Source organism: Cryptosporangium japonicum, from assembly GCF_039524755.1.
In the GTDB taxonomy this organism is placed as follows: domain Bacteria; phylum Actinomycetota; class Actinomycetes; order Mycobacteriales; family Cryptosporangiaceae; genus Cryptosporangium; species Cryptosporangium japonicum.
This window is the reverse complement of the sequence record NZ_BAAAGX010000015.1, coordinates 1-13,009: the sequence shown is the minus strand read 5'-3', so window position 1 is coordinate 13,009 and position 13,009 is coordinate 1. Positions and strand designations below refer to the sequence as shown.

General features: G+C 71.6%; 17 protein-coding genes and 1 pseudogene. 5 read left to right on the top strand and 13 right to left on the bottom strand.

Annotation, left to right across the window (positions count from 1 at the left end; all coding sequences use genetic code 11):
- Nucleotides 1–12: 12 nt before the first annotated feature.
- The 8 genes from ABD437_RS18945 to ABD437_RS18910 form a co-directional block, all read right to left on the bottom strand.
- The gene (locus tag ABD437_RS18945; RefSeq protein ID WP_344650191.1) at nt 13–1,473 is read right to left on the bottom strand and encodes an aldehyde dehydrogenase; all 1,461 of its coding nucleotides are present in this window, start codon (nt 1,471–1,473) and stop codon (nt 13–15) included.
- Nucleotides 1,470–2,075, bottom strand: coding sequence for a nuclear transport factor 2 family protein (locus ABD437_RS18940; RefSeq protein WP_344650190.1), 606 nt, complete (start codon nt 2,073–2,075; stop codon nt 1,470–1,472). The genes ABD437_RS18945 and ABD437_RS18940 overlap by 4 nt, the downstream gene beginning before the upstream one ends.
- Before the next feature lies 1 nt (nt 2,076).
- Nucleotides 2,077–2,295 carry a ferredoxin gene (locus ABD437_RS18935; RefSeq protein WP_344650189.1) on the bottom strand — a complete coding sequence of 73 codons (219 nt, stop codon included), beginning with the start codon at nt 2,293–2,295 and terminating at the stop codon, nt 2,077–2,079.
- A complete protein-coding gene (locus tag ABD437_RS18930) occupies nt 2,292–3,656 on the bottom strand; it encodes a cytochrome P450 (RefSeq protein WP_344650188.1) in 1,365 nt (454 codons plus the stop codon). Before ABD437_RS18930 ends, ABD437_RS18935 begins: the two co-directional genes overlap by 4 nt.
- A complete protein-coding gene (locus ABD437_RS18925; protein ID WP_344650187.1) occupies nt 3,653–4,438 on the bottom strand; it encodes an SDR family oxidoreductase in 786 nt (261 codons plus the stop codon). Before ABD437_RS18925 ends, ABD437_RS18930 begins: the two co-directional genes overlap by 4 nt.
- On the bottom strand, nt 4,438–5,643 hold the full coding sequence (locus tag ABD437_RS18920) for a cytochrome P450 (protein WP_344650186.1): 1,206 nt from the start codon (nt 5,641–5,643) through the stop codon (nt 4,438–4,440). The genes ABD437_RS18925 and ABD437_RS18920 overlap by 1 nt, the downstream gene beginning before the upstream one ends.
- Nucleotides 5,640–6,218 carry a TetR/AcrR family transcriptional regulator gene (locus ABD437_RS18915; protein ID WP_344650185.1) on the bottom strand — a complete coding sequence of 193 codons (579 nt, stop codon included), beginning with the start codon at nt 6,216–6,218 and terminating at the stop codon, nt 5,640–5,642. Before ABD437_RS18915 ends, ABD437_RS18920 begins: the two co-directional genes overlap by 4 nt.
- Before the next feature lie 86 nt (nt 6,219–6,304).
- On the bottom strand, nt 6,305–6,868 hold the full coding sequence (locus ABD437_RS18910; protein WP_344650184.1) for a TetR/AcrR family transcriptional regulator: 564 nt from the start codon (nt 6,866–6,868) through the stop codon (nt 6,305–6,307).
- A 66-nt stretch (nt 6,869–6,934) separates the two neighbouring features.
- Here ABD437_RS18910 and ABD437_RS18905 point away from each other — a divergent pair, with 66 nt between their 5' ends.
- From ABD437_RS18905 to ABD437_RS43050, 3 genes and pseudogenes are all read left to right on the top strand, one after another.
- Nucleotides 6,935–7,312, top strand: a complete 378-nt coding sequence (locus ABD437_RS18905; RefSeq protein ID WP_344650183.1) for a VOC family protein — start codon at nt 6,935–6,937, stop codon at nt 7,310–7,312.
- 238 nt (nt 7,313–7,550) lie between these two features.
- Complete coding sequence (locus ABD437_RS18900) at nt 7,551–7,784, top strand: hypothetical protein (RefSeq protein WP_344650182.1); 234 nt, start codon at nt 7,551–7,553, stop codon at nt 7,782–7,784.
- A gap of 275 nt (nt 7,785–8,059) precedes the next feature.
- Nucleotides 8,060–8,223 (top strand): annotated as a pseudogene (locus ABD437_RS43050) (YciI family protein); the annotation flags it as partial.
- Nucleotides 8,224–8,299: 76 nt separating this feature from the next.
- Here the strand turns inward: ABD437_RS43050 and ABD437_RS18895 are convergent.
- Nucleotides 8,300–8,428 carry a hypothetical protein gene (locus ABD437_RS18895; protein ID WP_344649990.1) on the bottom strand — a complete coding sequence of 43 codons (129 nt, stop codon included), beginning with the start codon at nt 8,426–8,428 and terminating at the stop codon, nt 8,300–8,302.
- Nucleotides 8,429–8,595: 167 nt separating this feature from the next.
- Between ABD437_RS18895 and ABD437_RS18890 the strand changes: the two genes are divergently transcribed.
- Nucleotides 8,596–9,060 (top strand): NUDIX hydrolase, encoded by a 465-nt coding sequence (locus ABD437_RS18890; protein ID WP_344650181.1) that lies wholly within the window; start codon nt 8,596–8,598, stop codon nt 9,058–9,060.
- Nucleotides 9,057–10,064: an alpha/beta fold hydrolase gene (locus tag ABD437_RS18885; protein WP_344650180.1), complete on the top strand. Its 1,008-nt coding sequence runs from the start codon at nt 9,057–9,059 to the stop codon at nt 10,062–10,064. Before ABD437_RS18890 ends, ABD437_RS18885 begins: the two co-directional genes overlap by 4 nt.
- A gap of 4 nt (nt 10,065–10,068) precedes the next feature.
- On the opposite strand, the gene ABD437_RS18880 is transcribed toward ABD437_RS18885, so the two are convergent.
- The 4 genes from ABD437_RS18880 to ABD437_RS18865 form a co-directional block, all read right to left on the bottom strand.
- A complete protein-coding gene (locus ABD437_RS18880; RefSeq protein ID WP_344650179.1) occupies nt 10,069–10,731 on the bottom strand; it encodes a class I SAM-dependent methyltransferase in 663 nt (220 codons plus the stop codon).
- A 148-nt stretch (nt 10,732–10,879) separates the two neighbouring features.
- Nucleotides 10,880–11,584: a TVP38/TMEM64 family protein gene (locus ABD437_RS18875; RefSeq protein ID WP_344650178.1), complete on the bottom strand. Its 705-nt coding sequence runs from the start codon at nt 11,582–11,584 to the stop codon at nt 10,880–10,882.
- Nucleotides 11,581–11,943, bottom strand: a complete 363-nt coding sequence (gene aroH / locus ABD437_RS18870) for a chorismate mutase (protein ID WP_035850714.1) — start codon at nt 11,941–11,943, stop codon at nt 11,581–11,583. Before aroH ends, ABD437_RS18875 begins: the two co-directional genes overlap by 4 nt.
- Before the next feature lie 45 nt (nt 11,944–11,988).
- Nucleotides 11,989–13,009 (bottom strand): pseudouridine synthase (locus tag ABD437_RS18865; RefSeq protein WP_344650177.1); only part of this gene is annotated, 1,021 nt, incomplete at its 5' end.

Here is a 13,009-nt window from a genome sequence, read left to right as displayed (position 1 = left end):
CCATCCCCTCGGTCACGCGGGCTCGGCGACGAGCTTGATCTGGAGGTACTCCTCGAAGCCGGCCACGCCCATCTCCCGGCCCAGACCGGACTGCTTGTAGCCGCCGAACGGAGCATCCGGGCCGAACCAGAGCCCACCGTTCACGGCGAGCGTGCCGGTGCGGACCCGGGCCGCCACCGCCTTCGCCCGCTCCAGCGAGCCGGAGTCCACCGAGCCGGACAAGCCGTACTCGGAGTCGTTGGCGATCGCCACCGCGTCGTCGTCACCGTCGTGCGGGAGCACCACGAGCACGGGCCCGAAGATCTCCTCCCGGGCCACGCGGGAGGAGTTGTCCAGGCCGGCGATCACGGTCGGCTGGACCCAGAAGCCACCGTCCTTGGCCGTATCGAGCCCGCCCCCGGTGGCGAACCGGCCGCCGTCGGCAACGGCCAGATCGAGATAGGCCTGGATGCGATCGCGCTGGCGGGCCGAGATCACCGGACCGCAGATCGTGCGGCGGTCGGCGGGATCGGCCGGCGCGAGGCCACGCATCGTCGCGGCGGCGATCTCGACGGCCTCGGCGTACCGGTCACGGGGGACCAGCAGGCGGGTGGTCAGCGCACAACCTTGCCCGGCGTGGACGGTGGCCGCGAACGCCGCGGCACCGACGGCGGCGGCGAGATCGGCATCCTCGAGCACGATCGCGGCGGACTTGCCGCCCAGCTCGAGCAGGACCTTCTTCAGGGTCGGTGCGGCGGCGGCCATGATGGCCCGGCCGGTGGCCGTGGAGCCGGTGAACGACACCAGGTCGACGCGGGGGTCGGTGGTCAGCAGCGCGGCGACCGAGTCGTCCGCGGGCGTCACGACGTTGAGCACGCCCGGCGGGAGGTCGGTGTGCTCGGCGGCCAGCCGCCCCAGTTCGCAGGCGACCCACGGCGTGTCCGGCGCCGGCTTGAGCACGACCGTGTTGCCGGCCGCCAGCGCCGGCCCGATCTTGGCCAGGTTGATCTGGTTGGGAAAGTTCCAGGGCGTTATCGCGGCGACGACCCCGACGGCCTCGCGGCGGAGCGTCCGCCGGGTGGGGATGCCCAGCGGGCTGGCCACTCCGAGGTCGGTCTCCCAGGCGTAGCCCTCGGCCAGGTCGGCCACCCAGCGCAGGCCGTCCACCGGCAGGTCGTACTGCGGCCCCCGGGTGAGGAACGTGGGCGCTCCGGCCTCGGCGGTGGTCAACGCGCGCATCACCGGCCCGGCCTCCACCAGCGCCCGGTGCAACTGGCGCAGGCAACGGACGCGCAGTGCGAGGTCGGTGGCCCAGCCGGTGCGGTCGAACGCGGTGCGGGCGGCCTCCAGCGCCGCGTCGACGTCGGCGGGCGTCGCGTCCGGTGCGTGGCCGATCTCCTCGCCGGTCGCCGGGTCGAGAATCGGAAACGTGGCGCCGGAACGGGCCGGAACCAGCTTGCCGTCGATCAGTTGACGGGCGGGCGGCGCGCTCACGCGTCCGGCTCCTCGTGAGCGCGGTACCGGCCGGCCTCCACCGGCGGCGGCCAGACCGTCGAGGGGAGCCCCGCCGCGGAAAAGTGGCCCGGTGCGGACTTGCCGTCGACCTTCATCCGGTCGCGCAGGCCTTGCGGTGCCTTGCCGGCGCTCACGATCGACAGGAAGGTGTGCGCGGTGGAGCCGAGGTCGAACCAGTCCCGCTGCCAGGCGAACCGGAGGTCGCCCGCGTCGTCGGGCTCGACGCCGAACCAGCTGCCGCCGATGCCGAGGATCTCGTACTCCCGGCCCTCGTCGTCGGGGATGCCGGAGCGCTGCTTCCAGAAACCGACGATCATGCCGTTGCTCTCGTCGATGACGGTGGCCTGGTAGTCGTAGTGCCAGCCCTCCAGCCCGGCCATCTCGGTGCCCAGCGCCCATTGGCGGATCTGGTCCCGGCCGACGGCCATGAAGTGGTCGTCCGGGCTGTACATCCAGCCGTACGTCGCATCCGGGGCGTAGAAGTCGGCCAGCGGCGACCAGTCGCGGCTCCGCTCAGCCTCGCGGTTGGCCGCCAGCCAGCCCGCCCACAGCCGTTCCAGCTCGGCCCGTGACACCGTCATCTCAGGTCTCCCTCTCCGTCTCGAGCAGCGAAAGCGCCATCGCCGGGCAGTTCGCGACCGCCGTCCGCACCGAGGTCAGCAGCTCGTCGTCCGGGGCATCCCGCCGGACGACGACCGTGTCGGCGGCCTTGTCGAAGCCGAACACCTCGGGGGCGTCGAGCCTGCACATCTGATGGCCCTGGCAGAGGTCGGGATCGGCGACGACGCGCCAGCCGCTCACCGGCCGGCCCGGCGCCGGTAGCTGACGAGGCAGGGCTGCTCGAGCTGGATGACCATTTTCGAGCAGTCGTCGCGATAGGTGTCCGGTGGCTGGACCATCGTGAATTCGAAGTCCCGGAGCAGCACCGAGAAGATCGCCTTGAGCTGCATCATCGCGAACGCATTGCCCACGCAGCGATGCCGGCCGGCGCCGAACGGGATCCACGTCCAGCGGTGGACGAGGTCCTCCTGGCGCGGGTCGAGATACCGGCCGGGGTCGAACCGCTCGGGCTCCGGAAAGTCCTCGGGGATGCGGTTGGAGACCTTCGGGCTCGCGCCGACCATCGTGCCGACCGGGACGGTGTGGCCGCCGAACGTGATCTCCTGCTGGGCCACCCGCAGGAGCAGGATGAGCGGGGGATGCAACCGCAGGGTCTCCTTGAGCGAGGCCTCCAGCCGGGGAATCTCGCGCAGGGCTTGGAAGCTGACCGCTGATCCGTCCGCGTACAGGGCGTCCAGTTCCCCGACGACCTCGGACAGCACCTCGGGGTGGCGCAGCAGCTCGATCATCGTCCAGGCCGCCGTGCCCGACGAGGTGTGATGCCCGGCGAACATCATCGAGATGAACATCCCGGTGATCTCGTCGGCGGAGAAGTGCGGGGTGCCGTCCTCGTCGGTCAGCGAGACCAGCACGTCGAGCAGGTCGCGCCGGTCGCGGGTGACCGCGGGCTGCGCCGCCCGCCGGGTGATGATCTCCTGCACCATCGCCACCAACGCGAGCCGGGCCCGGTCCCGTCGGTGGAACGACTCGATGTCCGCATACGGGTCGACGTAGGCGAGTGCGTCGGTGCCCCGTTCCAGGTCGTGGTAATGCGCGGCGAAGCGGCTGTCCAGATCGTCGCGGAAGCGCTGCCCGATCAGGCAGGCGGAGGTGGTGTAGATCGTCAGCTCGGCGAAGAACTCGAGGAGGTCGATCGTGCCTTCGTCGCCCCAGCCGGCCACCATCCGGTTGATCTCGCGCTCGATGGTGGCCGCGTGCGCCTTCATGTGCTCGCCGCGCAGCGCCTGGTTCTTGAGCATCTCCCGGCGGCGTTCCGGGGTGGCGTCGAAGACCACGCCCCGGCCGAAGATCGGCGTCATGAACGGGTACGCCTCGGCCTGGTCGAGCACCTCGTCCGGGGCGCGGAAGAACACCTCGTTGGCTTCCGCGCCACTGACCAGGACGACGTCACGGGCGGCCAGGCGGAACCGACCGACGTCGCCGCACTCCTCGCGGACCCGCCGCAGCAGCCCGATCGGGTCGGTGCGTAGTTCTTGCAGGTGACCGAGGTCGTCCGGGGCGCGACCGGAGACCTCCGGCACGGCGAGCAGGTCGGCGCTCATTTCTCCTCCTGGTCGGAGAGAGGTGCCTCCGGGCTGACCTCGACGAGGTTGAGGTGGACGCCACGGGGAGCGTTCACCACGGTGGTGATCACGTCGGCGACCGCCGAGGGCCGAAGGAAATGCGAGTGCCGGGCGTGGCCGAACCGGACCCAGCCGTCGATCACGCGAGCGGTGTCCTCGGGGCTCCAATCCATGCCCATCCCGGTCCAGGTCGGGCCGGGGCGCACGAGGCTGGCCCGGACGCCCAGGCCCTCCAGCTCCATCTGCAGCGCGGCCACCATGCCTTCCAGCCCCCACTTCCCCGCGGCATAGGCGGTCATGAACGGCCGGGCGCGCACGGCGACGTCGGAGGAGACGAAGACCACGTCACCGCGGCGACGTTCGACCATGCCGGGGACGAACTCCGTGACCAGGCGGTGCGCGCCGAGCACGTTCAGGTCCACCTGGACGCGGAAACGCTCCGGATCGGCCTCGTACACCGTGCCCGGTTCGACCGTCCCGGCATTGGAGACCACCACCTCGATCGGTCCCAGCGCGACGGTGACCTGCTTGGCGAAGTCGGCCACCGAGCCCGGGTCGGTGAGGTCGACCGGGTGGGCCGTGGCTTCTCCCCCGTCGGCGACGATCCGGGCGGCGAGTTCCGCGCACCGGTCCAGCCGCCGGGCGCCCAGTGCCACCGGGTGACCGGCCGCGGCCAGCGCGATCGCCGTCGCCGCGCCGATGCCGGAGGAGGCTCCGGTGACCACCGCCGGACGTCGGGCCGGCTGGTCGTACTTGCCCATCAGCGCACCTCCACGGTGACCGGGACGGTGGCGAAGCCACGCACGTTCGCGGAGTAGAAGCGGGTGCAGCCGGTGTGGTCCACCTCGATCGCCCGGACGCGAGCCAACAGCGCGCTCAGCACCACGCGGGCCTCCAGCCGGGCCAGGTTCGCGCCGAGACAGAAGTGCCGCCCGCCGCCGAAGCTGAGGATCTGGGCCAGCTCCTTCGGCGGCCGGTGCAGGTCGTACCGGTCCGGCTCGGCGAACACGGCCTCGTCCCGGTTGGCCGAGCCCAGCGCCAGCAGGAGCGGCGACCCGGCCGGCGCGGTCACGCCGTGCAGGAGCACGTCCTCGGCCAGGTACCGGGCGACGAACTGGGTGGAGGCGTCGTAGCGGAGGGTCTCCTCGACCCAGGCCGGCACCAGCGAGGGATCGTCGAGCACCTCGTCGCGCAGCGCCGGTCGGGCGGTGAGATGGTAGAGCGCGTTGCCCAGCAGCTTCGTCGTGGTCTCGTTACCGGCCACCACCATCAGGAACAGGAAGGCGACGACCTCGTCGTCGGTCATCCGGTCACCCTCGAGTTCGGTGCTGAGCAGAGCCGAGGTGAGGTCGTCGGTGGGGCGGCGGTGCCGCTGCGCCACGTGCGCACGGTAGTAGTCGAACAGGACGAGCGACGCCTCGATGCCGGCCGCGGGTACGTCCCGGATGCCGTGCTCGCGTGCCACCAGCAGATCGGCCAGCCGGCGCAGTTCACTCCGGTCGGATTCCGGCACCCCCAGCATCTCGGAGATCACGTCCATCGGCACCGTCCCGGCGACCCGGGCGATCCAGTCGAACGAGGACGTGCCGCCGCCGGCCAGCGCCTGGTCGAGGTAGTGGGCGGTGATCCGCTGGATCTGCGGTTCGAGCAGAGCGACCCGGCGAGCGGTGAAGCCCCGCGAGACCAACCGGCGTAACCGGGTCTGCTCCGGCGGGTCGAGGGCCAGAAACGACATGACGGTGTGCGCGTGTTCATTCCACGCGGTGGCGTCCAACGAGACGCCCATGCGATTGCTGTACGCCTCGTCGGCCCGGAGCGCCGCGGCGATGTCGGCGTGGCGCGAGAGCACCCAGAAATCGTTCTCCGCATTGTGGTAGAGCGGGCTTTCCCGGCGTAGCCGGGCGTACGTCGGATAGGGATCCACCTGCAGCTGGTGGTCGTAGGGGTCCAGCACCGGGGCGCTCATGCGTTGCCCTTCATGATCACGGCGACGACCTGGTCCAGCCGGGGAGCGAGGTCGGCGTAGGAGACCAGCCCCATCCCGGCCTGCAGGAGCGCGCCGAAGAAAGCCAGCGTCACGCTTTCGAGCACCCAGGGGTCGGCCGCGTCACCCAGCGCGGCCCGGAACCGGACGACGAACGCCGCGCCGATCCGAAGCCGTAACCGCCGGACCTGCGGGTCTTCCCCCAGCAGGCTCTTGGTCGTCGCCGCGGCCAGCGCCGGAGAGGTTCCGATCAGGAGAGCCAGGTGACGTGTGGTCTCCTGCAGCCGGGCCGTCGGGGTGGCCCCGGTCGGCGCCGGGCCGGTGTCGGCCGCCAGCAGGCGGCAGAACAACTCGGCGAACAGGTGGTCTTTCGACGCGACGTAGGTGTACGCCGTGGCCGCCGACACCCCGGCCCGGCCGGCGACCATGCGAATGGTGAGAGCCTCGTGGCCGACCTCGGTGAGCACCTCGGACGCCGCCGCGAACAGCCGCTCGAGCGTTTGCGTCTGACGCGCGTTGAGGCTCTGCCGGGGCAGCGTGGACACCTGACTGGACACCTATCCAACTTAGAACACGTTCTTGTTGGGATGCAACACGTTCTAGTTTGGGATCTGGGGCGTGTCACGGGGTCCCCCAGCTGTCGCTAGGTCGTGACCTGGGTGAGTGCGTCACGGACGATGTGGTGGATCACCGCGTCGTCGAGGGGTTCGCGGGAGAACCAGCGCCGGTAGAAGAGGGGTCCGGCGATCGCGGCGACGAGGTCGGCCGGCTCCCGGTTCGCCGCGAGCTCGCCGCGGGCCTGGGCGCGTTCGGTGACCGTGGTGAACGGTTCCATGATTTCGGCGTGGAGGGCGGTGTGCAGGCCGGCCAAGTCGGGGTCTCGTTCGGCGGCGTCGATGATCGAGGGCAGGACGGCGGCCCAGCGGGCGGTACGCAGTTGCTCGGCCAGCCGTTCGGTCAGGACGGTGAGGTCTCCCGCGAGGCTTCCGGTGTCGGGCGTCTCCGGTGGGGTGCCGATGGTCGAGCAGGCTTCGACCAGGAGCGCGGCTTTGGACGGCCAGTGCCGGTAGATCGTGGTCTTCGCCACGCCGGAGCGGCGGGCCACTTCATCGATGCTGACGCCGCCGATGCCGCCCTCGGTCAGCAGTTCGTAGGTCTGCGCGAGCACCGCCGCTCTGGATTTCTGCACGCGACTGTCGGGGGCCACCAGTGAACTCCGCTCTCTACTCCACTACGCTACTGTAGCGTAGCGGAATGACGAAGGAGAGTTCAGATGAAGCTCGCATCGGTACGGCTGGTGACTGACGACCTGGCCGCACTCACGGCGTTCTACCGCGTCCTTCTCTCCACTGAACCCGTGACCCCTTTCGGTGGCGAGGACTACGTCGAGCTGCACGCCGACGGGTCGGTCCTGGCGCTGGTGACCACCGCGGGCGTCAACCGTTACAACAACGGGGCCGCGTCGGCCCGGGCCAACCGTTCGGCGATCCTGGAATTCCAGGTCGAGGACACCGATGCCGTGCGTGCACGACTTGCGGGTCACGTCACCGACTGGGTCCAGGAGCCGACCAGCCAGCCCTGGGGCAACCGCTCGATGCTTTTCCGCGATCCCGACGGGAATCTCATCAACGTCTATTCATCCGCCACCTAGCCAACCGGCGTACGCGTTCGGCAAACCAGCAGTCGGGAGCAGAGTGCCGCGCGTCTGCCGTCGGGGTGCCCGTGCTGACACGCTGGTGCGGTGGCCAACATCGCGGACTCGACCGTCACGTTCTTCGCGCTCGACCCGGCGGTCCTGGCCGCGGTCCGCGATCAGGTCCGCCCGGCCGTCCCGTGGTCCCCGGCGCACGTCCTGAGCCTGGAGGCCGCCGTCCCCACCGGCCTCGACGGTGTGGGCCACGCTCAGTGCGCAGCATCCCGGCCTCGTCGTGCACAGCGTCTCGTCCGACGGCTCGGAGTTCTCGTCCTGCGGCTGGTACGTCGCCGGGCGGGCGACCCGCTGGGAGGAGCGCGAGCCCGACGTCCAGGACGACGGGGACGAGGAAGTGAGGCACCCCGCCGAGTGGGCGTTCTCGGAGAGCGTGGCCCGCGAGGTGTTGGCCGACAGCCGCCCGGTCCGTTGACGATCCCGGGGTTCGAGCTCGCGTTCTGCCGATCCGCTACGCCGAAGACGTGGCCACAGTGAGGACAGTCCGCGTTGCCGCCTCCGCCGGCGTCTGTCATGGGCGGCGCGTCTCGATGGAGTTTCTCTGCTTCCCTCGGGGCCGGCCTGGCTCCGGGACACTCCGCGACGAGTTGCCGAAGAGCACTGGGCCTACATGGACGGCTAGGCGGACCAGTTGATCGCCCGCGGGCCCAACGCTCGCGGACAACGGCGGTCGTGCCGTCCGCGCCGGACCACCTGATCGCGTACGGTCCGCTGCTGTCGGACGACGGCGCCACGTGGCTGGGTACCGCAATCCTGGTCGAGGCGCGGGTCCGGACGCGACGTGCGCTTTCCTGACCGCGGATCGGCATGCCGTTGTCGAGGCGCGCAACTGGCAGTTCGGCGGGCGCCGCTGACGAACGGGGCGGGATGCGCACCACTCGTGAAAAAGCCCGGAACGCGATGAGCGTTCCGGGCTTCGAGCGTTGAAGATCAGCTGCAGGGGTTGTAGTCCCAGCAGTCGTTGTAGCGCTTCTTGTGGTGGCGGCGACGGCGCGGCTTGCACTCGTTGTAGTCCCAGTCGTTGCACGAGTCGTACGAGTAGTCGTAGCAGCCGCTCATGTCGTCCAGCCTCCAAGAAGAAAGAGTGTGTGTTCCTGCTGTGCCACTAGCTTCGCGGGAAAGCCAGGCATGTTCGATCGGCGGCGTGACGACCGGAACGTTCGGTTCCCAACACTCGTCTGGGCTTGTTATTACGAACGGGTTGCCGGGGCGGGCAGACTGACCGCATGGTGGCGAAGCGCAGCGCGGGGCTGCTCCTGTACCGCACGGCCGGTGACCGGCTCGAAGTGCTGCTCGGGCACATGGGCGGGCCGTTCTGGGCCAAGAAGGACGCGGCGGCCTGGTCGGTGCCGAAGGGCGAGTACGAGGCGGACGAGACGCCGGAGGCGGCGGCTCGCCGCGAGTTCACCGAGGAGCTGGGCCTGCCCGCGCCGGAGGGTCCGCTGCTGCCGTTGGGCGAGGTGAAGCAGTCGGGCGGCAAGACCGTCACGGTCTGGGCGGTCGAGGGTGACCTCTCCCCCGCCGACGTCGTCCCGGGCACGTTCGAGCTGGAGTGGCCGCCGAAGTCGGGGCGCATCCAGCAGTTCCCGGAGCTCGATCGGGTGGGCTGGTTCGATCTGGACGCCGCGCGCGAGAAGCTCGTCAAGGGCCAGCTCCCGTTCCTGGACCGGCTCGGCGAGTCCCTCGGGTGAGTGGCCAGCGGATCGGCTTCCGGGCGGTGCCTGGGGGCCGGGTGGCGTACGCCGAGGTCGGCGACGGGCCTCCCCTGGTGCTGCCGACGCCGTGGGTGAGTCACCTGGAGCGCGACTGGGAGGTGCCGGAGTTCCGCGCGTTCGTGACCGCGCTGGCACGCACGCACCGGGTCGTTAGGTACGACCGGCTCGGGTGCGGCCTGTCGGACCGTCCGCCGCGGGGCGGCACCGGCGTGGAGCACGACACCGCGGTGCTCGCGACGCTCGTCGACGAGCTCGAGCTGGCGTCGTTCGCGGTGTTCGGGTTCTCGATCGGGGCGTGCGCCGCGCTGGGTTACGCGGCCGCGCGGCCCGGGCGGGTGACCCGGCTGGCGCTCTTCGGCGGGTACGCCGAGGGGGCCCGCACGGCGCCCGAGGCGCTGCGCACGTCGATCCTCGCCACCGTCCGGGCGCACTGGGGCGCGGGGTCACGGTTGCTGGCCGACGTCTGGATGCCCGACGTCGACAGCCGGGTGCGCGACGCGTTCGCACGGCTGCAGCGCGAGGCCACCGACGCGGAGACCGCGGCGGCGGTGCTGGCGTCGGTCTACGACGCCGACCTCCGCGGGATACTGGCCGACGTACGGGCGCCCACGCTGGTGCTGCACCGGCGCCACGACCGGGCGATCCCGTTCGCGCTGGGCCGCGAGGTGGCCGCCGGCATCCCCGGCGCTCGTTTCGTCCCCTTGGAGGGCAGCAACCACCCGCCGTGGCTGGGCGACTCCGGGGCGGTCCTCGACGCGCTGCTCCCGTTTCTCACCGAGAGCGATGGGGACGTGCTCACCGCCCGGGAGCGGGAGGTGCTGCGGCTGGTCGCGGCCGGGCGCAGCGACTCCGAGATCGCGGCCGAGCTGTTCCTGAGCAGCCACACCGTGCACCGGCACGTGGCCAACATCCGGCGCAAGCTCGACCAGCCGTCCCGTGCGGCCGCCGCGGCCGCCGCGGTGCGCCTCGGCCTGATCTGACCGGTCAGCACGCGCCCTGGTCGGGAACCGTGAGCGCGCCGACGACCAGCGACGCGACGATCGACGGCATGCCGGCCCACCGCTCCCGGCGCAGCGCCGGAACGGCGAACCCGGCGTCGTCCAGGAGTTCGGCGGTCGCCCGGTCGCACCGGCACCCGGCGGCGAACGTCTCCCACGGGCCGGCGAACCGGTGCTGGCGGCGCGCCAACCGGCTGCCGTGCTCGCCGCGCACGTGCTCCAGCACCAGGAACCGGCCGCCGGGGCGCAGGACCCGCCGCACTTCCGCGACGGCGGCCACCGGGTCCTCGACGGTGCACAGCACCAGCGTGCTGACGACGGTGTCGAACGTGTCGTCGGCGAACGGGAGCGCCTCGGCCGCGGCCGGCGAGACCCGCACCGCGTCGGCGCCGACCCGCCGCCGGAGCACCGCGCGCATCGCCGCGTTCGGCTCGGACACCGTGAGGCCGGTGACCGTCTCCGGGTAGTGCGGCAGGTTCAACCCGGTGCCCGCGCCGATCTCGAGCACGGACCCGACCGCTCCGGCCAGGAGATCGCGGCGGCGCGCGGCCATCCCCCGGCGCTCCCCGAGCGCCAGGAACGGGTCGTAGATCGCGGCGAACAGGCGGTCGTACCAGCCCGCGCGGTCGGCGGTGTCGGTCAGCGTCATGGCGGTCCCTCGGACTCGGTGGTGGGCGCCCCGTGGAGGGGGCGATCCGAGTCTCCGGGCCGGGCACCGCCTCCCGCGTCCCGCAAACCGGCCATTCGCGCTTCTGGCCCGGCCCGAGAGGGCGCGGCACCAGGACCGGGCGGCGCTGCTACCGGCCGGCCGACAGCGCCGGGGTGGCCGGCTCTTCGGGCGGCGCGATGCGGCGACCCCGTCGGCGGCTCCACCAGGCGTGGGCCAGACCGAGCGCACCGACCAGCGCCACCAGCCCCACCGACAGGAAGAACGCCGGCGAACCGGGATGATCGGCGGACGCACCGACCAGCACGTACGCGGTCGTGCTGGGCACGATCGCGGCCGCGGTGCCGAGCACGAACGGCAGCATCCTGACCGTCGTCGCCCCGAACAGGTAGTTGAGCAGACCGAACGGGAAGACCGGCAGGATCCGGGCGTAGACGACGGCGCGGGTGCCGTCCCGGTCGAGCCAGGACTGCAGCCGGGTGAGCCGCGCGTCGGGCCCGGCGGCCTCCGTGCGCCCGGACAGGAACGGGCGCCCGAGCCAACGGCCGAGCAGGAACGACACCGACGCCCCGAGCGCGATGCCGCCGAGCGCGGCCACCACCGCGACCGGGGCCGGCAGCAGCAGCCCGGCCAGCAGCGCCGGAACACCCCGGGGCACCATCAGCACCGACGTGACGACCGCGATGCCGGCCACCCCGAACGGCATCCACGGGCCGGCCTGCGCCACGTAGGCACGCAGTTCGGCGGGCTCGGGCACCCCGTACGTGAGCAGGAACCCCACGCACATCAACAGGATCACGCCGAGCGCCACCGCCCGGACCGCCGGGGACGTCACTGCGGCAGGTCCCTCCGGAGCGCGGCGGCGCCGTGCAGGTACACGTGGTGCAGGCCGGAGCGCGGGGTCTCGGTCTCGATGTGGGCCAGCAACCGGAGCACCCGGGGCATCGCCCCCGGCACCCCGATCTCGGTCGTGCAGAGCAGCGGCACGTCGGTGAACCCGAGCAGCCGGGCCGCGTACGCCGGGAACTCGGCGTCCAGATCCGGCGTGGCGGTGAAGATGACGCTGATCAGGTCGTCCGGCGTGATCGTGTTGCGGTGCATTACCGCCTTGATCAGCTCGGTCGTGCCCTCGAGGATCGCGTCACGCGAGTTCTCGTCGACCTGAATGGCTCCACGCAGGGCCCTGACCGCCACCGGCACTTCCCTTTCGTCGGCTAGGCGAAGCCTAGCCGACGGGGTCTAAAGCCCTACTTGGGAGTGCAACTGGCCGATTTCGGCCTGGCTCAGGTGCCGCGCCTTGCCGGGCTTGATGTTGGCCAGCTGCACCGGACCGATCGCGGTGCGCACCAGCCGGCTGACCGGGTGCCCGACCTCCTCGAGGAGCCGCCGCACGACGTGCTTGCGCCCCTCGTGGATGACGACCTCGACGAGCAGCTTGCCGGGCAGGTTGTCCACGACGCGGAAGTCGTCGACCTTCACGAACCCGTCCTCGAGCTCGACGCCCTCGAGCAGCCGCTTCTTGACGTCGCTGCTCATCGGGCCCGGCACCTCGGCGAGGTAGGTCTTGAGCACGCCGTAGGACGGGTGGGTGAGGCGGTGCGCGAGCGCGCCGTCGTTCGTGAGCAGCAGCAGGCCCTCGGATTCGGTGTCCAGGCGCCCGACGTGGAACACCCGGGTCTCCCGGTCCTGGACGTAGTCGCCGATGTTCAGCCGGCCCTTGTCGTCGCTCATCGCCGTGATGACGCCGGTGGGCTTGTTGAACGCCATGTAGACCATGCGGTCGTCGACGATCACGCGCTGGCCGTCGACGTGGATCACCGCGGTGAGCGGGTCGACGCGCTTGCCCTGGACCTGGACGACCTTGCCGTCGACGCTGACCCGGCCCTGTTCGATGAGCTCCTCGCAGGCGCGGCGCGATCCGATCCCGGCGGACGCGAGCACCTTCTGCAGGCGCTCGCCCTCCTTGGGTTCGTCGAGCTTGGCCGCCCAGTTCGGGTCGCCCTCTTCTTCTTCCCAGATGTCCTGGTACGGGCGGTTGTCGGTGGCCGCCTTGCCGCGGCCGACGGTGCGCGACACACGCTTCGGGGCCGGCTGGCCGTCGCGGCCGAGCGGTTCGATGCGCGGCGAGTCGGTGTCCCGCGAGGAACGCGCGGAGCCGGAGCGGGGAGCACCACCGCGCCCGCCGCCGGTGCCCTGGCGCGGCGCGCCGCCGCGGCGCGGGTTGTCGCCGCTGCTCTCCCGGCGCGGACCGGCAGCGCGG

What these genes read in the sequence shown, in the direction of transcription:
- ABD437_RS18940 (WP_344650190.1), bottom strand. Translation starts at nt 2,075, where the DNA reads ATGACGGTGTCACGGGCCGAGCTGGAACGGCTGTGGGCGGGCTGGCTG.
- ABD437_RS18930 (WP_344650188.1), bottom strand. Translation starts at nt 3,656, where the DNA reads ATGAGCGCCGACCTGCTCGCCGTGCCGGAGGTCTCCGGTCGCGCCCCG.
- ABD437_RS18925 (WP_344650187.1), bottom strand. Translation starts at nt 4,438, where the DNA reads ATGGGCAAGTACGACCAGCCGGCCCGACGTCCGGCGGTGGTCACCGGA.
- ABD437_RS18920 (WP_344650186.1), bottom strand. Translation starts at nt 5,643, where the DNA reads ATGAGCGCCCCGGTGCTGGACCCCTACGACCACCAGCTGCAGGTGGAT.
- ABD437_RS18905 (WP_344650183.1), top strand. Translation starts at nt 6,935, where the DNA reads ATGAAGCTCGCATCGGTACGGCTGGTGACTGACGACCTGGCCGCACTC.
- ABD437_RS18895 (WP_344649990.1), bottom strand. Translation starts at nt 8,428, where the DNA reads ATGAGCGGCTGCTACGACTACTCGTACGACTCGTGCAACGACTGGGAC.
- ABD437_RS18890 (WP_344650181.1), top strand. Translation starts at nt 8,596, where the DNA reads ATGGTGGCGAAGCGCAGCGCGGGGCTGCTCCTGTACCGCACGGCCGGT.
- ABD437_RS18880 (WP_344650179.1), bottom strand. Translation starts at nt 10,731, where the DNA reads ATGACGCTGACCGACACCGCCGACCGCGCGGGCTGGTACGACCGCCTG.